This is a genomic window from Saccharopolyspora shandongensis (assembly GCF_900106995.1).
In the GTDB taxonomy this organism is placed as follows: domain Bacteria; phylum Actinomycetota; class Actinomycetes; order Mycobacteriales; family Pseudonocardiaceae; genus Saccharopolyspora; species Saccharopolyspora shandongensis.
This window is the reverse complement of sequence record NZ_FNOK01000013.1, coordinates 109,769-132,665: the sequence shown is the minus strand read 5'-3', so window position 1 is coordinate 132,665 and position 22,897 is coordinate 109,769. Positions and strand designations below refer to the sequence as shown.

Annotated in this window: 24 protein-coding genes; 18 read left to right on the top strand and 6 right to left on the bottom strand. The window is 69.6% G+C overall.

Features of this window, described 5'->3' with window-relative positions; translation table 11 throughout:
* Window positions 1–22 precede the first annotated feature (22 nt).
* Window positions 23–2,749: a sensor domain-containing protein gene (locus BLW84_RS16420; protein ID WP_093266270.1), complete on the bottom strand. Its 2,727-nt coding sequence runs from the start codon at window positions 2,747–2,749 to the stop codon at window positions 23–25.
* Between the two features lie 227 nt (window positions 2,750–2,976).
* On the opposite strand from BLW84_RS16420, the gene BLW84_RS16415 reads away from it, so the two are divergent.
* The 3 genes from BLW84_RS16415 to BLW84_RS16405 all read left to right on the top strand — a co-directional run bounded on the left by BLW84_RS16415 (window position 2,977) and on the right by BLW84_RS16405 (window position 5,368).
* Window positions 2,977–3,180, top strand: a complete 204-nt coding sequence (locus BLW84_RS16415) for a hypothetical protein (protein ID WP_093266269.1) — start codon at window positions 2,977–2,979, stop codon at window positions 3,178–3,180.
* Between the two features lie 79 nt (window positions 3,181–3,259).
* A complete protein-coding gene (locus tag BLW84_RS16410) occupies window positions 3,260–4,231 on the top strand; it encodes a nucleoside hydrolase (protein WP_093266267.1) in 972 nt (323 codons plus the stop codon).
* A 291-nt stretch (window positions 4,232–4,522) separates the two neighbouring features.
* Window positions 4,523–5,368, top strand: a complete 846-nt coding sequence (locus BLW84_RS16405) for an alpha/beta fold hydrolase (RefSeq protein ID WP_093266266.1) — start codon at window positions 4,523–4,525, stop codon at window positions 5,366–5,368.
* Window positions 5,369–5,428: 60 nt separating this feature from the next.
* Here BLW84_RS16405 and casG read toward each other — a convergent pair whose 3' ends face one another.
* Complete coding sequence (gene casG, locus BLW84_RS16400) at window positions 5,429–7,063, bottom strand: steroid-24-oyl-CoA synthetase (RefSeq protein ID WP_093266264.1); 1,635 nt, start codon at window positions 7,061–7,063, stop codon at window positions 5,429–5,431.
* A 206-nt stretch (window positions 7,064–7,269) separates the two neighbouring features.
* Here casG and BLW84_RS16395 point away from each other — a divergent pair, with 206 nt between their 5' ends.
* From BLW84_RS16395 to BLW84_RS16355, 9 genes are all read left to right on the top strand, one after another.
* The gene (locus BLW84_RS16395; RefSeq protein ID WP_093266263.1) at window positions 7,270–8,031 is read left to right on the top strand and encodes an SDR family NAD(P)-dependent oxidoreductase; all 762 of its coding nucleotides are present in this window, start codon (window positions 7,270–7,272) and stop codon (window positions 8,029–8,031) included.
* An 86-nt stretch (window positions 8,032–8,117) separates the two neighbouring features.
* Window positions 8,118–9,350: an NADH:flavin oxidoreductase gene (locus tag BLW84_RS16390; protein ID WP_093266262.1), complete on the top strand. Its 1,233-nt coding sequence runs from the start codon at window positions 8,118–8,120 to the stop codon at window positions 9,348–9,350.
* A 14-nt stretch (window positions 9,351–9,364) separates the two neighbouring features.
* Window positions 9,365–11,026, top strand: a complete 1,662-nt coding sequence (gene casI, locus BLW84_RS16385; RefSeq protein ID WP_093266261.1) for a steroid-22-oyl-CoA synthetase — start codon at window positions 9,365–9,367, stop codon at window positions 11,024–11,026.
* 63 nt (window positions 11,027–11,089) lie between these two features.
* Window positions 11,090–12,256, top strand: coding sequence for an acyl-CoA dehydrogenase family protein (locus tag BLW84_RS16380; protein ID WP_093266259.1), 1,167 nt, complete (start codon window positions 11,090–11,092; stop codon window positions 12,254–12,256).
* Window positions 12,253–13,200 carry a bifunctional MaoC family dehydratase N-terminal/OB-fold nucleic acid binding domain-containing protein gene (locus tag BLW84_RS16375; RefSeq protein ID WP_093266258.1) on the top strand — a complete coding sequence of 316 codons (948 nt, stop codon included), beginning with the start codon at window positions 12,253–12,255 and terminating at the stop codon, window positions 13,198–13,200. Before BLW84_RS16380 ends, BLW84_RS16375 begins: the two co-directional genes overlap by 4 nt.
* 24 nt (window positions 13,201–13,224) lie before the next feature.
* Window positions 13,225–14,337: an acyl-CoA dehydrogenase family protein gene (locus BLW84_RS16370; RefSeq protein WP_093266256.1), complete on the top strand. Its 1,113-nt coding sequence runs from the start codon at window positions 13,225–13,227 to the stop codon at window positions 14,335–14,337.
* Window positions 14,334–14,774, top strand: a complete 441-nt coding sequence (locus BLW84_RS16365) for a MaoC family dehydratase (protein ID WP_093266254.1) — start codon at window positions 14,334–14,336, stop codon at window positions 14,772–14,774. The genes BLW84_RS16370 and BLW84_RS16365 overlap by 4 nt, the downstream gene beginning before the upstream one ends.
* A complete protein-coding gene (locus BLW84_RS16360; RefSeq protein ID WP_093266253.1) occupies window positions 14,771–15,961 on the top strand; it encodes a lipid-transfer protein in 1,191 nt (396 codons plus the stop codon). Before BLW84_RS16365 ends, BLW84_RS16360 begins: the two co-directional genes overlap by 4 nt.
* Window positions 15,958–16,773, top strand: a complete 816-nt coding sequence (locus BLW84_RS16355; protein WP_093266251.1) for a MaoC/PaaZ C-terminal domain-containing protein — start codon at window positions 15,958–15,960, stop codon at window positions 16,771–16,773. Before BLW84_RS16360 ends, BLW84_RS16355 begins: the two co-directional genes overlap by 4 nt.
* A 59-nt stretch (window positions 16,774–16,832) precedes the next feature.
* On the opposite strand, the gene BLW84_RS16350 is transcribed toward BLW84_RS16355, so the two are convergent.
* Window positions 16,833–17,246 (bottom strand): RidA family protein, encoded by a 414-nt coding sequence (locus BLW84_RS16350; RefSeq protein WP_093266250.1) that lies wholly within the window; start codon window positions 17,244–17,246, stop codon window positions 16,833–16,835.
* 91 nt (window positions 17,247–17,337) lie between these two features.
* On the opposite strand from BLW84_RS16350, the gene BLW84_RS16345 reads away from it, so the two are divergent.
* Window positions 17,338–17,832, top strand: a complete 495-nt coding sequence (locus BLW84_RS16345; protein ID WP_093266248.1) for a MarR family winged helix-turn-helix transcriptional regulator — start codon at window positions 17,338–17,340, stop codon at window positions 17,830–17,832.
* Window positions 17,833–18,001: 169 nt separating this feature from the next.
* Window positions 18,002–18,460 (top strand): mycothiol transferase, encoded by a 459-nt coding sequence (locus tag BLW84_RS16340; RefSeq protein ID WP_093266247.1) that lies wholly within the window; start codon window positions 18,002–18,004, stop codon window positions 18,458–18,460.
* Window positions 18,461–18,546: 86 nt separating this feature from the next.
* Here the strand turns inward: BLW84_RS16340 and BLW84_RS16335 are convergent, their stop codons facing one another.
* Both BLW84_RS16335 and BLW84_RS16330 read right to left on the bottom strand, forming a co-directional pair.
* Window positions 18,547–19,104, bottom strand: a complete 558-nt coding sequence (locus BLW84_RS16335) for a class IV adenylate cyclase (RefSeq protein ID WP_093266245.1) — start codon at window positions 19,102–19,104, stop codon at window positions 18,547–18,549.
* A 12-nt stretch (window positions 19,105–19,116) separates the two neighbouring features.
* Complete coding sequence (locus tag BLW84_RS16330; protein WP_218157335.1) at window positions 19,117–19,953, bottom strand: helix-turn-helix domain-containing protein; 837 nt, start codon at window positions 19,951–19,953, stop codon at window positions 19,117–19,119.
* A gap of 72 nt (window positions 19,954–20,025) precedes the next feature.
* On the opposite strand from BLW84_RS16330, the gene BLW84_RS47490 reads away from it, so the two are divergent.
* The 4 genes from BLW84_RS47490 (at window position 20,026) to BLW84_RS50325 (ending at window position 21,633) form a co-directional block, all read left to right on the top strand.
* A complete protein-coding gene (locus BLW84_RS47490; RefSeq protein ID WP_177226502.1) occupies window positions 20,026–20,196 on the top strand; it encodes a hypothetical protein in 171 nt (56 codons plus the stop codon).
* Window positions 20,193–20,702 (top strand): DUF3039 domain-containing protein, encoded by a 510-nt coding sequence (locus tag BLW84_RS16325; protein WP_093266244.1) that lies wholly within the window; start codon window positions 20,193–20,195, stop codon window positions 20,700–20,702. The genes BLW84_RS47490 and BLW84_RS16325 overlap by 4 nt, the downstream gene beginning before the upstream one ends.
* Before the next feature lie 2 nt (window positions 20,703–20,704).
* Complete coding sequence (locus BLW84_RS46220; RefSeq protein WP_143060971.1) at window positions 20,705–21,013, top strand: hypothetical protein; 309 nt, start codon at window positions 20,705–20,707, stop codon at window positions 21,011–21,013.
* Window positions 21,014–21,342: 329 nt separating this feature from the next.
* On the top strand, window positions 21,343–21,633 hold the full coding sequence (locus tag BLW84_RS50325; RefSeq protein WP_177226501.1) for a PIN domain-containing protein: 291 nt from the start codon (window positions 21,343–21,345) through the stop codon (window positions 21,631–21,633).
* Between the two features lie 894 nt (window positions 21,634–22,527).
* On the opposite strand, the gene BLW84_RS16320 is transcribed toward BLW84_RS50325, so the two are convergent.
* Window positions 22,528–22,848 carry a hypothetical protein gene (locus BLW84_RS16320; protein ID WP_093266242.1) on the bottom strand — a complete coding sequence of 107 codons (321 nt, stop codon included), beginning with the start codon at window positions 22,846–22,848 and terminating at the stop codon, window positions 22,528–22,530.
* Between the last annotated feature and the right edge of the window lie 49 nt (window positions 22,849–22,897).

The following is a 22,897-nucleotide window of genomic DNA, read 5'->3' as shown; positions in this document are numbered from 1 at the left end:
CCGGTGACGACGGCCAGTGGTTTTAGGCGAGTTGGTCGGCGGGCGTCGGTCTGCCGATGTAGAAGCCTTGGGCTTGGTCGCACCCGAGGCGGCGGAGGAGGTCCAGTTGCCCCGCCGTTTCGACGCCTTCGGCCACCACCGTGAGCTTTACCGCGTGCGCCAAGGCGATGATGCTGCTGACGATCGCTTCGGCGTCGGGATTCTCGTCCACCCCGGTGATGAACGAGCGGTCGATCTTGAGCGTGTCCAGGGGGAGTCGTTGGAGCTGGGCGAGTGAGGAGTAGCCCGTCCCGAAATCGTCGATCGCCAGCCTCACCCCGAGTCGGCGCAGGTTGCTGAGCACCTGCGCCGCCGCCGTCGGGTCGTGCATGAGGGCGCTTTCGGTGACTTCCAAGCAGACGGAGCCGGCCGGAAGCCCCGCTTCGGCGAGGGCTTCGTGCACGTCGTTGTGCAGGTAGGGGTCCTCGAGCTGTCGTGCGGAGAGGTTCACCTTGAGCCGGAGATCGAGCTGGCGCCGGGCGCGGTAGGCCGCTAGTTCACGGCTGGCCATGCGCAGCATGTGGGCTCCGATTCCGTGGATGACGTCGCTTTCCTCGGCCAGCGGGATGAACTCCGCGGGCGACACCGTGCCGTACAACGGGTGCGTCCACCGCAGCAGTCCTTCCACGGCGACAGTCCGTCCGGTGCCCAGATCGATGATGGGCTGGTAGGCCATCCAGAGCTGGTCCTTCTGCGCCGCTTCGCGGAGGTCTTGCTGCAGGAGGAGGTGGCGCTGCATGCGTTCGCGCAGTCGCACGTCGAAGAACGCGGTCCGGCCGCGGCCGAGCGTTTTGGCGTGGTACATGGCCACATCGGCGTCGCGGAGCGCATCCGCGGCCGTCCTCGGATCATCGGACGGCGCCAGCACGATCCCGATGCTGGCATCGACGCGCAGCTTCCGGCCCTCCACGCTGATCGGATCGGCGAGATTCCGGCGCAGCTCTTCGGCGAGCAAACGGAGCTTCCTGCGATCGTCCTCGGCGCGAGCGATGACGACGAACTCGTCACCACCGAGCCGGCCGACCACTTCGCCCTCGCCCACCAGCTGCTGCAGCCGCTCGCCCACGACGCGCAGCACCTCGTCGCCGACACCGTGCCCCAGCGAGTCGTTGATGACCTTGAACTCGTCCAGGTCGATGAACAGCACCCCGACGGGGTGGGCGGATCGCAACGCGGAATCGAGGTGCCGGAGCACCAGGGTGCGGTTGGCCAGGCCGGTCAGCGGGTCGTGCGTGGCCTCCCGCTCCAGCCGCTCCCGGATTGCCCGGGATTCGGTGATGTCGGTGAACGAGAGGACGATCGGGTGCGGCGCGTCGTTGTCCAGCGTGAGCGATCGCGAGGTCACCGCGAGCCACACGCTGCGTCCATCGCCTCGGCGGGCGCCGATCACCCGGGCGTTCTGCGGGGCTCCGGTGCGTTGGGTTTGCGTCGACGGGCGAGCGTCCAGCGGGATCGGCGCCCCGGTCTCGTCGAACAGCGGCCAGTCCCCGAGGTCCGAGCCCACCACCTCCTCCCGGGTGGTGCCGAGAATGTGCGCCGCCGCGGGGTTCGCGGACAGGACGAGCCCCTTGGCGTCGGTCACGATCACTCCTTCGTCCAGCGCGTTCACGACGGTGGCGTAGTCCTGCTCGGCCCGTCGGCTCGCTGTCTCGTCGGCGCACACCAGGACGAAACCGGACGGCATCTCCGCGGCGGAGACGCGGATGGCCAATGCGGATCCGTCGGCGCGCAGGTGTCGCGCTTCGGTGATGCCGCCGGCGTCGAGCAGCGCCGCGGGATCCAGCGGCGCGCCGACCACCGCGCCGATGTGCCGGCCGATGGCCTGCTCGGCGGACAGCCCGTAGATGGCCGCTGCTGCCCGGTTCCAGCTGGTCACCATCCCGTCCCGGGTGGTGGCGATGATCGCGTCGCTGACGTGCTGGACCAGTGCGGCCTGGTGGTGCAGCACCACCTCGGCCGGTTGGTGGGCCGTGACGTCCCGTTGGATGATCTGGAACGCGGGGCGGCCCGCCCAGTTGATTCGCACGGCCACTGATTCGACCGGGATGATGCTGCCGTCGAAACACCGCATCTCGACCTCGGCCGGCATCGTGGCCGTTCCCGGGGTGGTCAGCGCCGCGAGCCGCGCCTGAACGCCCGGCAGCGAGTGCCCGGCGACGAGGTCGACGATCGGGCGGCCGACGATCTGCGCGCTGGACTCGGCCGCGAGCATGCGGACGGTAGCGGGGTTGGCGTAGACGGCCTTCTGATCTTGGTGGACCCAGATCGCGTCCGGGCTGTGCTCGACGAAGACCCGGTAACGGGCGGCCAGGTCGGACATTGCCCGCCGGTCCTCCCGCGCCTGCGTGACATCGGTGGTGATCCCGAGCAGGCGACCGGTGCGGGTGTCCCCGACCAAGCGGGCGCGGGAACGGAGCAGCCGCTCGTTCCCGGTCGCCGTGGTGTAGCGCTGTTCGTGCCCGAAGACCTTCCCGGCCGGGGAAGAGCGGATGATCGCGATCAGCGGGCGGATGAGCTCGATGAATCGGGCGCGGAGGTCGTCGTGGGCCGCGTCGGGCAGGCCCAGCAGGGCGCCCAGGCCGGCCGCCCAGGTCGGCTCGTCATGGGCGAGGCCGAACGACCAGGGGACCGCCTCGTTCAACGACCACACCGCGTCCAGAAGCTCGCGATCGACCACCGCGAACTCATCGGCATCATGTGGCTCGGTCATAGCCCTCCGGAAACCACCAGGAAAAGGGTGGGAAAAAGCCGCCCGATCGGACTCCCGCTCGGGCAGGCGATCCACCATGGCGTGCCGTCATTTCTAGACGTGTTCCGACGCGCATTCAAGCCGGGTTCGTTCAAGGTTGAACTTGACCGATCAAGTCGCTGATCGGCGCTGTGTCCAGCGAAAACGGTGGTCCGCGTGTGATGCCGGGGAGCGAGGTGTGACGCCACGTGGCCGTGGGAGTCCTCGAGGGCGTTCAGGCGCCGACTGGTCTCTGCTCGGACGACGAGCACTTCGCGACGGTGCCGCCGCACGAAGTCCCAGCACTGCTGTTCGAGCGCGTGGTTCATGCAGAGCTCGGCGAGCTTGGCGCGGCGGTCGAGCTCCGCCAAGAGCAGCTCGCGGGTGCCCGGTGCTTGCGTCGAGAGGCGTGATCGGCACCGTTTCCCGTTCTTGATCTACTGGACTCCGGTTCGACTGCTCGGTCGAACCGGAGTCGAAGGGATTTAACTCATGGGCCGCAGGATCATCCTCGATGTCGACACCGGCACGGACGATGCCGTCGCCATCATGTTCGCCGCGCTGCACCCCGATCTCGATCTGATAGGCATAACCACGGTCAACGGCAATGTGCCGCTGGAGAACACCGTGGACAACACGCTGCGGGTCGTGGACTGGATCGGGCGGCCGGACATCCCGGTCTTCGCAGGCCTGTCGAGGCCCGTTGCCCGCCGGGGTTTCCCCGGGGGGAGGCACTTCGAACGGGACACCGATCAGGACCCGCACGGCAGCGAGCTGCCAATTCCGGCCCCGCACAGCAAGGTTCGGGACACCGGAGCCGTCGAGTACCTGGTGGAAACCCTGCGATCGACCACCGAGCGGATCACCTTGGTCCCGGTCGGCCCGTTGAGCAACATCGCCACTGCGCTCGCGATCGACCCGTCTTTGACCGAAGCCGTCGACGAGTTGGTCGTCATGGGCGGTGGCCACGGTGTCACCAACGTGACCGCGTCCGCCGAGTTCAACGTCTGGGCCGACCCCGAAGCGGCGGCCATCGTCCTCTCGGCCGGCTTCGATCGCCTCACCCTCGTGACGCTGGACGCGACCCATCAAGCGTTGATCACGCTGGAGGACTGCGACGCGCTCGAAAAGCTTGCGACCCCAGCAGGAATCGCGGCTGCCCGGATCATCAGGCGCCGGATCGACGCCTACGCGACGGCGATGACGACCGAGCACGCGGCACCGGTGCACGACGTGCTCTGCACGGCCTACCTCGTGCGGCCCGAGATCGTCACGACACGGCACCTGCCCGTCGCCGTGGACACGACCAGCTCGCTCACCATCGGCCGAACGGTCATCGACACCCGCCTGGACACGCCGCAGGAACCCAACGCGCACATCGCGTTCAGCGCGGACGCACGCATGCTATCCGAGCTCCTCACCAGTACTTTCGCCCTCGACGCTCGCACCGGCCGGCCGAACTGAACCCCGGGACGACGCCAGGCGTCGTCGGACGATCAGCGCGCGAGCCCCGGAGACCCCGGTCGTCCGGCCGGAGCGGAACGGCCGGGGGCTTCGCGAGTCGCCGGTTCGGCGCCGTACCGAGGAACGTCCGCGTCCGCCTGATCGCCCATCTCGGCAGGCGTTCGTTCGCGCGTCGCAGCGACCGGTCGCGGCGCGGAACTGCGCTCTGGCCGGATCCCTGATATCGAGGCTGCGGACGATGTTTCGCGCGTAACGTGTGCCGCGGTCACGCAGCTGTTCCGGAGGTTGACGATGCATTCGACGGTCCACACGCCCGACGGAGTCACGCTCGGCGTCGAGCACTTCGGCGATGCGTCGGCGCCCCTCGTGCTGCTCGCGGGCGGCACGACCATGCTCTCCTGGCCCGACGCACTCTGCGAGGCGCTCGCTCGCGGCGGACGTCACGTCGTGCGTTACGACCTGCGCGACTCCGGCGCGTCGACGACCGCCGACCCCGAGGCCCCGGCGTACACGCTGCGCGACCTCGCCGCCGACGCCGCCGCGCTCGCCCGCGGGCTCGACGACCGGCCGGCGCACCTGGCCGGCATCGGCGTCGACGGGATGGTCGCCCAGGTCGCCGCGCTCGACCACCCGGACGCGTTCTCGGCGCTCACCCTCGCCGGGACGCGGCCCGTCGCACCGGGCCCGGTCGACGACGACCTGCCCGACCACGACGCGGCGACGATGAAGCGGTTGTTCGCGATCCCGATGCCCGACTGGTCCGACCGCGCCGCCGTGGCGGAGTTCGCCGCCGCCGGCGCGGAGGTCCTCGGCAACGACCCCGCCGCGGCACGCGCGACCGCCGAGCGCGTCTTCGACCGCACGCCGGGCACGGAGCCCGCGGTCCAGCTGGCCAACCAGATGGGCATGGTGTTCTCCAAGCTCGACTGCAAGCCGCGCTGGCGCGAGCGCCTGCCCGAGCTCGCGATTCCGGCGCTCGTGGTGCACGGTCGCCACGACATGTTCTTCCCGGTCGGCAACGGCGAGGCGCTCGCGCGCGAGATCCCCGGCGCGCGGCTGCTCGTGCTCGAACAGGCCGCGACCGCGATCCCCGCCGCAGCCGCCGATGAGGTCGCCGCGGCGATGCTCGCGTTGTAAGCGGTCGTTGATCAGGGCGGCGGCGCAACCTCGAGACGACGCCGACGTCCCCGGCGGGCACTAGATGTCGTTGCGGACCGCTGTCCGGATCACCTTGCCCGTGGCGTTGCGCGGCAGCCGGTCGTGGGTGATCCGCCACTGCGACGGCACCTTGAAGTAGGCCAGCTGGTCCCGGGCGTAGTCGCGCAGCTGCTCCTCGGTGAGCCCGCTGCCGGGCGCGGTGACCACCACCGCGAACACCTCCTGGCCGAGGTCGGCGTGCGGCACGCCCAGCACGGCGCACTCCTGGACCTCCGGGTGCTCGGCGAGAACGCCCTCGACCTCCGCCGGGTAGACGTTCTCCCCGCCGCGGATGATCAGGTCCGAGCGCCGGCTGCTGAGCCGGAGCCTGCCCCGCTCGACCACCCCGATGTCGCCGGTGTGCAGCCACCGGTCTTCCCGGATGGTGTTGCTCGTCGCCTGCGGGTCGTTCCAGTAGCCGAGCATGTTGTAGGCGCTGCGGACGCACACCTCGCCCTCTTCGCCGTCCGGCAAGGGGATTCCGAGCGGGTCGCGGATCTCGAGCTGGACGCCCGCGATCGGCCGGCCGAGGGTGCCCGGCGTCTCGGCGAGATCCGCCGGGCTCGCGGCCGTGAGCGCCGTGCAGGTCTCGGTCATCCCGTAGCTGTCCACAAGGGACTTCTCCGCGAAGGGGAGCTTCTCGCGCAGGCGCTGCTTGAACGCCGTGGACGACGGCGCGGAGGCGAGGGAGAACGCGGTGAGGGCCGAGAGGTCGTACTTCGACACGTCGCCGTGCTCCAGCAACCGGTGGGCCTGGGTCGGCACCGCGCCCCAGTTGGTCACCCGCTCCCGCGCCACCAGGCCGAGCACCTCGTCCATGTCGAAAGCGCCCTGGTGCATGACGACGGTGCTGCCGGTCGCGAGCCTCGGCACCGCCAGGTTGTGCAGGCTGGCGATGTGGAACAGGGGCAGCGCCAACAGGTATCGCCGGTCCTGCGGGGCGACCGGGTCGCTCAGCGCTGCGGCGAGGGCATCGTTCATGCGGTGGTACTCGACGACCGAGCACACGTTGCGGTGCGAGTGGACGGCTCCCTTGGGGCGGCCGGACGTCCCGCTGGTGAACAGGACGATCGCGGGGTCGTCCTCGGCCACGTCCACGGTGGGCAGCGGCGCGCCCGCGTACCGCCGGACCAGGTCGCCGACCTGCCGCTCCATGCGCAGCAGCGGCACCGAGCCGTTCTCCAGCAAGGCGGCGCGCTTGGTGTCGGCGACGATCACGCGCGGCTCGACGAGCCCGACGCCGTGGTCCAGCTCGCGGGCCGACCACCAGGCGTTGAACCCGACGGCGATGCCGCCCACGGCCATCGTGGCCCAGAACGCGAGGATCCATTCCGGCGTGTTGGCAGCGGCGATCGCGACCCGGTCGCCCTTGCCGACGCCGTACTCCTCGCGCAGGGCGGCGGCCAGCGCGGCGACCTGCTCGGCGTGCTCGCGGAAGGAGATCCGCCGGTCGGCGGTGACGATGTAGTCGCGGTCGCCGTGCGCGGTGGATCCGGCGAGGATCTCGGCGAGCGACCCGGCCCGGTTCTTGAACACCGGCAGCCGCGTGCCGAGCACGTCTTCTTCGGCGAGTTCGAAAGCGCCGCCAGGGCTGGTCAGGGCGGTCATGACGGCAGCAGGTTCAGTCGTGCTCATGCGTGGGCGTTCCTCCAGCTGCTGGCCGGGACGTTGAGCGCATCAAATCGTGCGGCACCCGGTGCGGACAACAGGCGCAGGTTTCCGTTTATCGGGACGTGCGCTCGCCCGTCTTCCCGCTGAGCGGGACGGTCCGCTCGGCGGCGCCGCGATCCGCCCCACTGTTGCGGGACAGGCGCAGCACACGTCGATCTGGGAGTCGCCGCATGGGCATCTTGCAGGGCAAGGTCGCACTGGTCACCGGGGCAGGGCAGGGCGTCGGGCAGGGCATCGCGCTCGCGCTGGCCGGGGAGGGCGCGTCCGTGGCCGTGGTCGGCCGCACCGAGGCGAAGCTGAGCGCCACCTGCGAGCTGATCCGCGAACGCGGCGCCGAGGCCGTGCCGTTCACGGTCGACGTGGCGGACACCGCCGCCATCCCGCCGCTGGTGGAGCAGGTCGTCGGCGCGCTGGGCGGCGTCGACGTGCTGGTCAACAACGCCTACACCGGCAGCTACGGGCCGCTGCTGTCGATGAGCGACGACGACTTCCAGCGGGGCTTCCGGACCGCGCCGTTCGCCGCCTTCGCCTTCATGAAGGCCTGCCACCCGCACCTGAAGGCCCGCGGCGGCGGTTCCATCGTCAACCTCGTCACCTCCGCGATGGTCCGCTGGGACCCCACGACCTACGGCGCGTACGCCGCGGCGAAGCAGGCCCTGCGCTCGCTCACCCGGACCGCGGCGGCGGAGTGGGGACGCGACGGGATCCGCGCGAACTCCATCGCGCCCCACGCCCTGTCCCCGGGGCTGGAGTCATGGGTGGCGAGCAATCCGGAGGAGGCCGCCGAGTTCGTCAAGTCCATCCCGCTCGGCCGCATCGGCGAGTGCGAGGCGGACATCGGACGCGCGGTCGTCGCCCTGGTCGGCCCGGACCTGCGCTACCTGACCGGGGCCACCGTGCCGCTGGACGGCGGCCAGGCGTTCTTCGGCTGACCCGGCCCTCCCGATGAGCGGGATCGCCGGGGTGCGGGACCGCCCCGGCGACCTACCGTCCGCGCAGAAACCGAACAGGAGCTTTCGTGACCACCACCGACAGGACCGTCCCGGACGTCTTCAGCCCCGGCAGGATCGGCCCCCTGACCCTCCGGAACCGGACCATCAAGGCCGCCACCTACGAAGGTCTCAGCCACCAGGGCAGGGTCACCCGGGATCTCGTCGACTTCCACGTCCGGCACGCGGCCGGCGGCGTGGGCATGACCACGGTCGCCTACTGCGCGGTGTCTCCCGAAGGGCGTACCGACCGGCACCAGGTCCTGTGGACGCCGGAATCGCTGCCGGGCCTGCAGAAGCTAACCGCCGCGGTCCACGCCGAGGGCGCCGCCGCGTCGGCGCAGATCGGGCACGCCGGCCCGGTCGCCAACCCCAAGGGCAACGGTGCGCCCGCTCTCTCGCCGAGCCGGCACTTCCACAAGACCACGCTCAGCTTCGCCAAGGAAGCCACGCGGGACGACCTGCGCCGCATCGTCCAGGATCACGCCCGGGCGGCGCGCATGGCCATCGAGGCGGGCTTCGACGCGGTCGAGGTGCACCTGGGCCACAACTACCTGGCCAGCTCCTTCCTGAGCCCGAAGATCAACCACCGCACCGATTCCTACGGCGGGAGCCTGGAGAACCGGGCGCGGTTCGCGCGGGAGATCATGACGGCGGTCCGCGAGGCCGTGGACGGCCGGATCGCGATCATCGCCAAGATGAACATGGACGACGGCGTGCCGGGCGGCTTCTGGCTCGACGAGGCGATCGCGGTGACCCGCTGGCTGGAGTCCGACGGCACCGTCGACGCCCTGGAGATGACCGCGGGCAGCTCGCTGAGCAACCCCATGTACCTGTTCAAGGGCGACGCGCCGCTGGAGGCGTTCGCCGATGTCATGCCCCAGCCCATCAAGCTCGGCGTCAAGCTGGTCGGGAACAAGGTGCTTCGGGAGTATCCCTACCGGGACGGCTACCTGCTGGAGGATGCCCGCCAGATCCGGGCCGCCGTCAAGCTGCCGATGATCCTGCTCGGCGGCATCACGAACCGGGAGATCATGGACCGGGCGATGGCCGGGGGCTTCGAGTTCGTGGCGATGGCGCGCGCCCTGCTCCGCGAGCCCGACCTGGTGAACCGGATCGAGGCCGACGCGGGCGTCCGGTCGCTGTGCAACCACAACAACCGTTGCATGCCAACGAATTTCACCGGCACGCGCTGTGTCCTGGTCGACCGGAGCACCACGCGCTCCGAGACCTGGGGCACCGATGCCGGGTACGTCTCCTGAAGCGGCGAGGACCGATGAGCCAACGACGAGAGACCATCGCCGACCTGCTGCTCGACCGCCTCGGCGACCACCGGCCGGGGCTCCGTTCCCGGGAGCGGACCTGGACCTGGGACGAGGTCGTCCGGGACAGCGCCGCCCGCGCCGGCCTGCTGCGGCGGTTGCGCGACGATGACCGGCCGTTCCACGTCGGGATCCTCCTGGACAACGTCCCGGAGTTCATCCTCTGGCTGGGCGCCGCAGCGCTCAGCGGCGCGACGGTGGTGGGCATCAACCCCACCCGCCGCGGCGCCTACCTGGAGGAGGAGGTGCGCAACACCGACCTCCAGCTGGTGGTGACCGACGCGGCGGGGCTGGAGATCCTCGACGGCCTCGACATCGGCGTGGCGCGGGATCGCTTCCTGCTGGTGGATTCGGCGGAGTACGCCGAGCAGCTCCCGAACCGGCCCGAGCCGGCCAAGGACCCGTCGGTCACGGCCGCGACCCGGATGCTGCTGCTGTTCACCTCCGGGACCACCGGCGCGTCGAAGGCCGCGATCTGCTCCCAGGGCCGGCTCGTCGGGCTGGCGTACCAGAACACCGCGAAGTACCGCATCGGCCGCGACGACGTCTGCTACTGCTGCATGCCGCTGTTCCACGGCAACGCGCTGATGGCCCTCTGGGCGCCCGCCCTGCTCGCGGGGGCGTGCGTCGTGCTCACGCCGAAGTTCACCGCGTCGGGCTTCCTCGCCGACGTTCGCCATTACGGCGCAACGTATTTCACCTACGTCGGCAAGGCGCTCGGCTACATCCTCGGCCAGCCGGAACGACCGGACGACGCCGACAACACGCTGACGCACGGCTTCGGCACCGAGGCGTCGCCGGAGGACCAGGCCGAGTTCAAGCGCCGCTTCGCGGCGACGCTGTACGAGGGCTACGGGTCCAGCGAAGGCGCCGGGATGATCAACCAGGCCCCGGACGGGCCGCCCGCAGCGCTCGGGGTGCCCGCGCACGCCGGTGTCCGGGTCGTCAACCCGGAGACCCGCGAGACGTGCCCGCCCGCGAAGCTGGACGAGCACGGCCGGGTGCTCAACGCCGAGCTCGCCATCGGCGAGATCGTCAACACCGAGGGCGCCGCGAAGTTCGAGGGCTACTACAAGAATCCGGCTGCCAACGCCGAGCGGGTGCGCCACGGCTGGTACTGGACGGGCGACCTCGGGTACGTCGATCCGGCGGGCTACTTCTACTTCGCCGGCCGCTCGGGCGACTGGATCCGGGTGGACGGCGAGAACATCTCCGCGCTGCTGACCGAGCGGATCCTGCGCCGCCACCCCGATGTCGTCGCCGCCGGTGTCTTCGCGGTGCCGGACCCGCGCTCGGGGGACCAGGTGATGGCGGCCGTCGAGATTCCCGAGCGGATGAGCTTCGAGGGCCTCGGCCTACCGGATTTCCTCACGGCGCAGGAAGATCTGGGCGCCAAGGGCGCGCCGCGCTACATCCGCGTGTCGCACCGGCTGCCCACGACCGGCTCGAACAAGCTCCGCAAGAAGGAGATGCAGGCGGACGGCTGGCGGACCACCGACGACGTGTACTGGTGGGCCGGTCGCGGCGAGCCGTCGTACGAGCCGATGACCGCGGCGGACAAGGTGTCCCTCCGCGAGCAGTTCGCCGCGAACGGCCGGCTGCGCTTCCTGCCTTGACCTTCCGCAGCCGCACCACCGGCCGGGACCGGCCGCACCGAGCCCAGGAACGAGGACTCCCGAATGGATTTGCGTGAAACACCCGAGCAGCGCCGGCTCCGGCAGGAGCTGCGCGGCTACTTCGCCGGGCTGCTGCCCGCGGACGAACGCAGACGAGTGGGGGAGGAGGGCGTCGGCGGAGACAGGTTCCGGGAGGTCGTCAAGATGCTCGGCCGCGATGGCTGGCTGGGCATCGGCTGGCCGCGCGAGTACGGCGGCCAGGGCCGGTCGATCGAGGAGCAGTACGTCTTCTTCGACGAGGTGCAGCGCGCCGGGCTGCCGTTCCCGTTCGTCACCGTGAACACCGTCGGCCCCACGCTGATGGAGTACGGCACGGAGGAGCAGAAGAAGGCGTACCTGCCCGGAATCCTCAGCGGCGACGTCGTCTTCGCCATCGGCTACACCGAACCCGACGCGGGCACCGACCTCGCCTCGCTCAAGACCCGGGCGGTGCGCGACGGCGACGAGTTCGTGGTCAACGGGCAGAAGATCTTCACCTCGGGCGCGAACACCGCGGACTACGTGTGGCTCGCGGCCCGCACCAACGCGGAAGCGCCCAAGCACAAGGGCATCTCGATCCTGATCGTGCCCACCGGCGCACCGGGTTTCTCCTGGAGCCCGATCCAGGCCGTCGGCGGCATGGTGGTCACCGCCACCTACTACAGCGACATCCGCGTCCCGGCCGGAGATGTCGTCGGCGACGTCGACGGCGGATGGCGGCTGATCACCGCCCAGCTCAACCACGAGCGCGTCGGCCTGGCCGCGCTCGGCGGGCGGATGATCCAGCTCTGGGAGCAGGTGCTGGCCTGGGCGAAGCGCACCGGGGTCGCCGAAAAGCCCTGGGTGCGGAGGGAAATGGCCCGGACCTACGCGAAGCTCGAAGCGATGCGCCTGATGAACTGGAAGATGACCACGGCCGTCGCGGAGGGCACGCTGACCGGCGCGACCGCCGGTGCCGCGAAGGCGTACGGCACCGAGACCCACATCGACGTCCAGCGCACGCTGACCCAGGTGCTCGGCGCGGCGGGCCGGATCCGGCCGGATTCGCCGGAGGCCGCGCTCGGCGGGCAGATCGAGCAACTTTCCAGGCAGGGCATCGTCAACACCTTCGGTGGCGGCGTGAACGAGGTGCTGCGCGACATGGTCGCCACCCAGGGCCTCGGCCTGCCCCGGGCGAAGAGGGGCGCATGAGCGGCGAGCAGATGACCCCGGAGGCGGCGTACGAGCAGCGCCTCCAGGCCTACGTGGGAAGCGTGCTCGTGCCGGGCAGGCCGGGCCAGGACCCGGTCAACGTGCCGATGATCCGCCACTGGGTCGAGGCGATGGGCGACGTCAACCCGGTCTACCTCTCGGCCGAGGCCGCGCGGGCCACGGGCCGCGACGGCGTCGTCGCCCCGGCCTCGATGATGCAGGCGTGGACCATGCGGGGCTACGCCGCCACCACGGCACCGCACGATCCCACGCCCTTCGACGAACTCGTCGCCCTGCTCGCGGAGGGCGGCTACACCTCGGTGGTGGCCACCGACTCCGAGTTCGAGTTCCACCGCGAGCTCGTGCCCGGCGACGAGATCAGCACCGAGGAGGTCGTGGAGTCGATCTCCCCGGAGAAGCGCACCGGGCTCGGCGCGGGGCGGTTCGTCACCACGGTGCGCACCTATCGCGACGCGAGCGGAACCGCGGTGGCGACCCAGAAGTGGCGCACCCTGCGGTTCCGGCCCGCGGCGAAGAAGGCGCTGCGGCCCCGGCCCGCCGTGAACCAGGACAACGAGTTCTGGTTCGCCGCGGCGAAGGAGCGGCGGCTGGTCGTCCAGCGGTGCCGATCCTGCGAGACCCTGCGCCACCCGCCCGGCCCGTGCTGCCCGCACTGCCAGTCCTTCGACTGGGACACCGTGACGGCATCCGGGCGCGGCACCGTCTACAGCTACGTGGTCGCGCACCACCCGCCGCACCCGGCGTTCGAGTACCCGCTGCTGATCGCGGTCGTCGAACTCGCGGAGGGCACCCGGCTGATCACCAACCTGGTGGGCGTGGCCCCGGACGACGTCGCCATCGGCATGCCGGTCCGGCTCGACTGGCTCGAAGCGGACCCGGAGCTGACGCTGCCCGTGTTCCGCCCCGTGACCGACCGGCCCTGACCAGCCGGAGAAGGAGAACCACGAATGGACTTCCACCTCAGCGACGAGCTGGTCGCGGTGCAGGACCTGGCCCGCAGCATCTTCGCCGACCGGGCCACCACCGACCGGATCCGGGAGGTGGAGGCGTCGGAGACGCGCGTCGACGAGCGCCTCTGGGCGGACCTGGCCGGGGCCGGGCTGGTGGGCATCGCGCTGCCCGAGGAGCACGGCGGAGCGGGCCTCGGCCTCGCCGGCCTGTGCGTGCTGCTGGAGGAGCAGGGCCGGTTCGTCGCGCCTGTTCCACTGTGGACGGCGGGCGTGGCGGCGCTGGCGGTTGCCGCCCACGGCGACGAGGAGCAGCGCGGCCGGATCCTGCCGGCGGCGGCCGACGGGAGCCTGCGGCTGGCCCTGGCGCTGGAGGAGTTCGCCCCCGCCGAGCCCGACGCACCGGCTTGCACCGCGACCGTCGACGGAAGTGCCTGGCGGCTAACGGGAACCAAGGCGGTCGTGCCGGCCCCGCAGGGCGCCGACGCGGTGGTCGTGTCCGCGACCACGGACCGGGGACCGGGGCTGTTCCTGGTGCAGGCGGACGCCGGAGGCGGGCGGTGGGAACAGGCCGAGACCACGACCAGAGACCTCAGCGGGCACCTCCACCTCGACGGAGCCGTCGGGCACGCGGTCGGCGATCCGGGCGGCGACGCACTCCGTCAGACCCTGCGCCGCGCCACCGCCGCCCTCGCGGCGATCCAGGCCGGAGTCGCACGAGGAGCGCTGGCGCTCGCCGCCGGTTACCTCGGCGAGCGGCACCAGTTCGGCCGTCCCCTGGCCACCTTCCAGGCGGTCCAGCACCAGCTGGCCGACTGCTACATCGACATCGAGGCCATGCGGGTGACGCTGTGGCAGGCGCTCACCTCGCTCGCCGACGAGGCGCCCGGCGCCGACGCCGCCGTGCTGGTGGCGAAGTGGTGGGCGGACCAGGCCGGGCTGGACGTCGTGCACCGCACGCAGCACGTGCACGGCGGCATCGGCGCCGACGTCGACTACCCGGCCCACCGGTTCTTCCTGTGGGGCAAGCAGATCTCCGGCACGTTCGGCGGAGCCGAGGCGGCCCTCGCCGACCTGGGCGAGCGCCTGGCCGTCGAGGAGGTGGCCTCGTGACGATCCCGCCGACGCGGACCTTCGACGCGGTGCGCGTCGGGGACGTCCTCCCGGGACTGGAGATCCCGCTGACCCGCACCCTCGTCGTGGCCACCGCCATCGCGAGCCGGGACTTCCAGGACGTGCACCACGATCCGGGGCTGGCGGCCGAGCGCGGCTCCCAGGACGTGTTCATGAACATCCTCACGACCAACGGCTTCGTGGACCGGTTCGTGACCTCGTGGGCCGGCCCGGCCGCGGTGGTCAAGGCCATCCGGATCCGGCTCGGGGCGCCCAACTACCCGGGCGACACGATGGTCCTCAGCGGCGAGGTGACCGGCAAGGACGAGCCGGACCGGCGCGTCCAGGTCTCGGTCCGGGGCGAGAACGGCCTCGGCGCGCACGTCACCGGCACGGTCGACGTCCAGCTTCCCGGTACCCCGAAGGAGTCCGCATGAGCCCGGCCAGCGGCACCCCGCTGTCCCGTTCGGCCGCGATCGTCGGCATCGGCGCGACGGAGTTCTCCAAGAAGTCCGGCCGCAGCGAACTGCAGCTCGCCACCGAGGCGGTGCTCGCCGCCGTGGCCGATGCCGGGCTGACGCCGGCCGACGTCGACGGCATGGTGACCTACACCGCGGAGTCGAGCTCCGACATCCACGTCGCCCGCAACGCGGGGATCGGCGAGCTCACCTTCTTCTCCCGCGTCGGCTACGGCGGCGGGGCCGCGTGCGGGACGGTGGCGCACGCCGCGGCCGCCATCGCCACCGGGCTGGCGTCGGTCGTGGTCTGCTGGCGGGCCTTCAACGAGCGGTCGGGGGAGCGCTACGGGCTGGGCCAGGCCGACCGCGCGATGGACACCAGCGCCGACCGGGCCGCGTACTCGTGGATGACGCCGTACGGCCTGAACACCCCCGCCCAGTGGGTGGCCATGTTCGCGCGCCGCTACCTGCACGAATACGGGGCCACGTCGGAGGATTTCGGGCGGGTCGCGGTGCTGGACCGCAAGCACGCCGCCACCAACCCCAACGCCTGGTTCTACGGGCGCCCGATCACCCTGGCGGACCACCAGGCGTCGCGGTGGATCGCCGAGCCGCTGCACCTGCTGGACTGCTGCCAGGAGACCGACGGTGGCCAGGCGCTGGTGCTGGTCTCCGCGGAGCGCGCCCGGGACCTGCCGCACGCCCCGGTGGACGTGCTCGCCGCGGCGCAGGGTTCCGGCGCCGACCAGCACATGATGACGAGCTACTACCGGCCGTCGATCTCGGGCATCCCGGAGATGGGGCTGGTCGGAGACCAGCTGTGGTCGCAGAGCGGGCTGCGCCCCGACGACGTGCAGGCCGCGATCCTCTACGACCACTTCACCCCGCTGGTGCTCCCGCAGCTGGAGGAGCTCGGCTTCTGCGCCAGGGGGGAGGCGAAGGACTTCATCCGGGACGGTCACCTCGAACTGGACGGCAGGCTGCCCACCAACACCCACGGCGGCCAGCTCGGCGAGGCCTACCTGCACGGCATGAACGGCATCGCCGAGGCCGTCCGGCTGGTCCGGGGCACCTCGGTCAACCAGCCGGCGGGAGTGCGGAACGTGGTGGTCACCGCGGGAACCGGGGTGCCGACCAGCGGCCTGATCGTGGGAGCGGCGCGATGACGGCGGAAACGGCCCGCCCGGCGGGCGAGTGGCGCGGCGTCGAGCTCGGCAGCCGCGTGGTCGACTACACCGAGCGGGACGCGATCCTCTACGCGCTGGCGGTCGGCGCCGCCGCAACGGACCTGGACCTGGTCTTCGAAGAGCGGCTGCGCGTGCTGCCGACCTTCGCGCTGACGCTCGCGCAGTGGGCTCCCGACGCACTGGGCTCCCGAGGCGCTTTCGACATCCGCACCGCCGTGCACGGCTCCCAGCGGCTCGAAGTGCTCGCCCCGCTGCCCCGCTCGGGTTCCCTGGCGATGACCGCGTCCGTGGCGGAGGTGTGGGACAAGGGCTCGTCGGCGATCTTCGAGGTGGCGGTGGAGAGCGACTACTTCGTCGCCACCTGGGCGCTGTTCGCCCCCGGCTGCGGCGGATTCGGCGGCGAGCGCGGCCCGTCGAGCCCGAAGCGGCCGGAAGCCCCGGTCGACCACCGGCTCGACGTCGCCACCGCGCCGAACCAGGCGGCGCTGTACCGGCTGCTGGGGGATCGCCACCACATGCACATCGACCCCGAAGCGGCCGAGGCCGCCGGGCAGCCGCGGCCGTTCCTGCACGGCCTGTGCACCCTGGCGGGCACGACCCTGGAGGTGGCGCGGCGCTACGGTGCCCATCCGGCCGATCTGCGCCGGTTGGAGGGCCGCTTCGCCGCTCCCGTCTTCCCCGGCGACCGGCTCTCGGTCGACTGCTGGGGAGCCGACGCGAACGCGGTCGCCTTCGGCGCCGCGGTCGCGGAGCGCGCCGTCCTGACCGGTGGGACGGTCTCGTTCGGCTAGCGCCGGCGCCTGCCGGCCGGGGGCGTCCGGTCGGCAGGCGCATCGGAGGCGGCGGGCGGTCAGCCGACGATGGCCGTCACGCGGATCTCGACGCGCATCTTCGGGGCGCCGAGGGCGGGCACGCCGATCTCGGTCCAGATGGGCGCGCGGTCGCCCATGCGCTCGCGGAACTGCTCCACCATGACGCGGTTGTGGACCTCGCCGATGAACTCGGCGGATTCGGGGACGTGGTAGGAGTTCACGGAGATGACGTCGCGCCACGTGGCACCGGCCGTGGCGAGGGTTCGCTCGACGTTCTCGAAGGCCTGCACGATCTCGTCTTCGAGAGATTCGGGGAAGTTCCAGTCGTCGTCCCAGCCTCCTTGGCCCGAGGTCTCGACGCGGTCGCCGATTCGAACCGCCTGGTTGTAGTGCATGTCGGTCAGCTGCCGCGCGCCGTACCCGGGCGTGGCTAAGAATTCCGGCTCGCTCATGGGGTCCTTTCGTGATCACTTCACGTGTGAAGTCAAAGTAGCACGGTTTTACTTCACGCGTGAAGTCATGACCGCTGGGTAGGGTGCCGCCATGGCCACCACCGCAACCCCAGGCGGGCACGCCCCGGACGAGACGCCGTGGCTGAACCCGGACGAGAAGGAGGCCTGGACCGGGCTGGTCTCGCTGATCCTGCTGCTGCCGGGGCGGCTGGAGTCGCCGCTGCAGCAGGAGGCCGGCCTGACCCTCTTCGAGTACCTGGCCCTCAGCCACATCTCGGAGGCCCCGGAACGCCGCCTGCGGATGAGCGAGCTGGCCTACCTGGCCAACGGTTCCCTCTCGCGCCTGTCCAACGTCGTCAAGCGGTTCGAGCAGCGGGGCTGGGTGGCGCGTTCGCCCGATCCCGACGACGGCCGGTACACCGTCGCCGCGCTCACCGACGCCGGCTACGAGGTGGTCGTCGCCGCCGCGCCCACGCACGTGCGCGCGGTGCGGCGGCTCGTCCTCGACCCGCTCACCGACGCCGACCAGCAGGCGCTGGCCCGCATCGCGGCCAAGCTGCGGGTACGACCGGCCGACCTGGCCTGAAGGGGCCTAGAGGTCGTTCCCGAACGGTTCCGCCCTGATCCGCGAAGGCGCTCTGGACGGGCATCGCGCACTCTTCAAGATCGGTGACCGGCATCCCGCGGTGGTCGTCCCGTGATTCACTGGCCACGACGGTGGGCAAGACCATGCCGGCACGTCAGAGGAGCACCGCGTGACGACGCACCATCGGCGCTGGCCGGACGAACGCGCGACAGACGAACTGCGGCTCTACTGGGAGTTTCTCCAGTTCCTGCGGCACACCGCCGTCGGCAAGGCCGACGGGCTCGGCCGCGCGCTCGCCACCGCGGCACCGATCGCCCCGTCGCCCAGGTTGACCGCGCTCGGCGTGATCAAGCACCTCACCGCCGTGGAACGCCACTGGATTTCGATCGTGGGCGCCGGAGCCGCCTTGCCATCACTGTGGCCGGGCAGCCCGGACCCGTCGTGGGACCTTTCCGACGCGGACTCGCCCCAGGCCGTCATCGCGGCGTACGAGGCGGAGTGGGAACACTCCGCCGCCGCGCTCGCCGGAAAGAGCCCTTTTCTACGCGGCTTGGCGCTGACCTGGGAAAACGCTGGTCACGGGTGGTGTGACCGGCGGTTTGGTCATACGCAGTATAGACACTGCTGACCTGCTGTTGGTACGCAGCGTGATTGCTTTGGGCCCACGTTTGCCCCACGCGGTTGATCACGGTTTGCCCCACGGGCAAGGGCGTTTTAACTGCGCCGGGCGGCGACTGCGTCGGTGTACGTCTCCGTCGTGAGGTCGTCGTTAGTGATGCCGAGCGAGTCGAGCACGGCCCGCACCGCGTCGAGACCGGCGGCGACGTCGGTCGCGTCCGGGACGATTGTCTCGACCTCGATGAAGGTGCCGTCCAGCTCTGGCACGTGCACCAGGGTGGCGAGCACGTCGCGGCCGTGTTCGGTGAGCCGGAAGTTCCGGCAGTGCTTCTCGAACGCGATGTGCTCGACCAGGCCGAGCGTCGCTAGCAGGGCGGCGACCGGCTCGGCGTCGGCGAGGGTGGTCTCGTGCTCCGGTTTCGACCCGCTGTCGTGCACCGGGGGCTCTTTGAACGTGAGCACGCTCGTGGTTGTCGCGGCCGTTTCCACCACGCGCACACGGACCTCGTAGCCCTGTCTGTCGAGGCTGCCGGACGGCCAGTCGAAATACCGGTCGCGGTAGGTCTGAACCTGCTCCTCGGCTCGCTCGCGTAGCCGCGCCCGGATGGTTTCGGGGTCGCTGACACGAGCCTTGAGTTCTGCCTCGACCGCCACCGTGGAACCTCCCTAGATCACCTGCCGGGACTGCGCCCGTAGTTCGTCGGTGAACCTACGGAACCCACGATGCAGCGCGCCATGCGCCGACGCTGCGATCTTGTACATGGGCGAGGTGTGCCCCTCGTGTTCTTCGCCGAACGCGGAGACGAACTGCACATCGTCGAGTGCCAGCACTCGCCACGTTGGCAACATGTCGTAGAAGTACACCTCGACCTGAGCGCCGGTTTGCTCCCGCAGTTCCCGCAGCCGAGCGACGCACAAGCTGACGCCGGAGGCGAACGACTCGTGCGATTCGCCGACCTCTGCGGCGCGACGTCGGGCGGCGGCACTGTCCGGATCCAGGAGCAACGCCCGGAACACGGGGCGGTTCTGGGCGACGGTGGCGCGGAGAAGCGAGTCGTTCATGCCGATGATGCCGAGCCCGCGCACCGCGAGGATGTCGATTCTCTGGGCTGTCGAGGCAGCCTGCCGGATCTCGGGTGTGGCGTCGGCCTGCGACCGGTAGGCGGCCAGCATCTCGGCACGTCCGATCGGTCCGAGATGGTCGAGCCCGGACGGATGCACCGGGGCGAGACCGAGCAGTACGCGAGTCTCGTCGGGCATGGCGAGCCCGTCGGCGATGCGTTCGAACACCTCGAACGCGGTCACCGTGCGGGTTCCCCGCAGGATCTCGGAGATGCGGCCTTGCAGGATGCCGGTTGCCATTGCCAACTGCGTCTGGCTCGCTCCGGTGCCGCGCTGGACTGCCCGGAGGATTCCGGCGACGTCGCGTTTTTGGCACGCCTCCCGCATGTGGTCCGCGTTCCACACGGACGGGGGAATGATCAGGGTCTCCCAGGTGGCCATCAGGAAACTATCTCACGGTGAGATAACCGAGGTGATATGGGCTAACCGGGCGAAACTGGCGATGTTCAAGACATGTATGAGGCGCTGGGGATGTTGCTCGGGCTGCTGGCCTGGTCGGTGATCTTCGTTCCGCTGTTCATCGTGTGGTGGCTGCCAGGACATCGCGAGAAGCAAGCACTCAAGGCAGCGGCCCGGCGTCGGGAGGAACGGCTCCGCCGCCGCACTCCGGGACGTGCCGCGTGAACGGCCAACGCTCCGTGATCCTGGCACGGCTACGGCCGGAGTACGCGCCACCGGATCGGCCACCGGAAGTGCACGCCTACTGCGTCGATCACGTCGTGTGGGTGGCTCCGTGCGGCGACACGGTGAAGCCGGGCGAAGTCGAGATCGTCGAGCCGTTCACGGGCAATCCGTGCCCGCAATGCTTGATGCTCGCCACGCTCGCAAGCGACGCGCCGCCGGTCTCACGCGCCGAGCTCGAAACCTCGCCGCCGTCTCCGGAGCTCCCGACGCCCCCGACGGACGGCGCCGTCGAGTCTCCAGGCGCAATGCTGCTGTACGCGCCGTCATGGCGCGAGCGCGTCGTCCACTACGCACACTCCAAAGCGCCGATGCAGAAGTACGGGAGAAGTGGGACCGTCGTCGCCGGTCTCTGCGGAGAAATCGGGCGGGGGCCGCACACGCGCCCGCCGGACGGGTGGCCGATGTGTGAGGAGTGCATCGAGATTGCGAGCGAGGAGAACTCCTAGGCATGGCAGCGGGAAAACATCGGCACACGGGCATTGTCGCCGCCGGGTACCGCGCGAGCTGGACTGGTGATCTCGCCGACGACGTCGCCAATCTCCCGGCGGTCGGCTGCCCAGAAACCAGGGTCGGTGCTGCGCCGACGCTCGCCGACGGGAAAGCACGCGCCGCCGAGAAACACATCGCGTGCAGCCCACCGACGATCACGCGAAAGCTCCTCGCCGACGTGCTCGCTGGATTACAACGGCTACTGAAGGCGCGGGAAGATGGAACGCCACGCGTTTCCCAATTCTCAGCACTTCACACCCGCAGATAGACACAACGAAGCAATTCGGAAATATAGAGCTCTGATAGAATGCGGAATGATCATTTTGGACACGAATCAAATTTTCTACCTCCAGCACCCGGAGGGCCATTGGCGACAGCCTTAAAAAACGTGAGCAGGAGCATTGGGCATACAATCGGAATGCCCGAACTGGTCCTCGAAGAGTATATGGCGCAATATCGACATGAACTCGACGAGACATAAGTGAACTACTTCGGTGCCAAAAACGCTTGCGGCACGTGATTCCTGGATGGATCGAAAGGGAAGGAAAGCCCCAAGCAGACGAGGCCGAGCGAAAACGGCGAGCTAGCATCGAAGAAATGGTGACCATCCTTGAGGCGCCCGACAGTGCACACAAAGAAGCGATGTTGCGAGAGGCTCGCCGAAAAGTTCCCGCAAAAACAGACTGGAATAACCCAGGCAGTGGCGCGAGAGATGCGGTCATCTGGCTTACCGCGCTCCATGCGTGCCGTGATCGACAGGAGGACGTCTACTTCGTTTCCGCTAACACCAAAGACTTTGGGAAGGGCGAACTAAAGAAAGATCTCGTCGACGAGGCGCGAACCCTACTAGGGGATACTATGCACGCTTCCACTACTACGACGGGATAGAATCATTCCTGTATAGCGTTGGAAAAGTCGCCACGCACCCACTGAACAAGCACGACTTAATAAGGAATGAAGTCGTCGTTGAATCAGTCACCGAGGCCCTCGGCAGGAAACTCCCGGTCTCGGTTGTCAAGCACCACTTCTCTACCGTCACCCACCGCGATTCCATATCCGATCTTCGACTTATTTCCATTGAAGGCATTGCTGGGAATCGCCAGTCGATCGCCTGGGAGAATAATGGAAAGACATTGATTGCCTCTCGCGCACTATGGGGAGCGACTCAGGAATTTGCCGCAAGTTACGGCAAGTGGGGTCCGGATTACACGAAGATTCTATCTAGCTTTAAAGCAAAGATTACGGTGGTTCTCACTATGACCGAATCAGGGAGCGTAGAATCCGCAAATGTAGTCGATATCGGACCTTTTGGACATATTAGAAATGAATACGAGATGATCGATCCGCCCGTCGGTTCCGGCGGAGAGAAATTTGTTCAGAAGGATTGGTGAGGAAAGTTCCCGAGGTAAGGCCAGCTCCTTTACCTAGCGAACGGCGCAGTCCTGCGCGCCTCTGAGGTCGCTTGGAAATTCGACGAACGCTCGGAACCATGCGTCCAGTTGTGGTGCGATGTCTGCAACCGGCCGTCCGGGTAACGGCAGGACCGTGCGGGTAGCTGCGCGCAACTCTGATCGCCGTACGCTCGGGAAAGTGCAGAACCGACGCGGGAGGGACGCACCCCGCGAGGGGGTTACCCCCCTGGGCTCTGAGACCGCCTCTCGCGCCCGCTCCCGCCTCGTCGATGTCTGAGACCTTCGCGTCGTATTCGTTGCTCTGCGAGCGTTTGAGAGGTCCGGCGGTGACCGCCGCGCCCGTTCGGGTCGGAAGCGGCGGCCGGGCCGGTCAGTACTGGTTGACCGGGACTTGGTTGCCGGGGTTGAACGCTTCGGCGTCGCGTCGCGCTCCTGGGCTCACCTTCTGTTTCGCGAACGGGTTGCTCACCGCGTTCTTGACGGCCGCTCCCTTCCTGGTCGGTCGCCATCCGCGTTCGGTGCCGCGATCGCTGGCAGGTGTCGGAGGCCCGGCGACGTGCGGGCGACTGGTGACGTCGGGACGTTGGCGGGTGCGTTCGTCGGCTCCCCACCACATCGGAGTGATCTCGGTCTGGGGTTCGGCCGGCGGTGGATCGGCGTCCGGTGTGGACGGTTCGGATGTGGTGCCCATGCTCCGTAGGTCTCCTTGTTCTTTCAGACACTTCTGACCACCGGGAGTC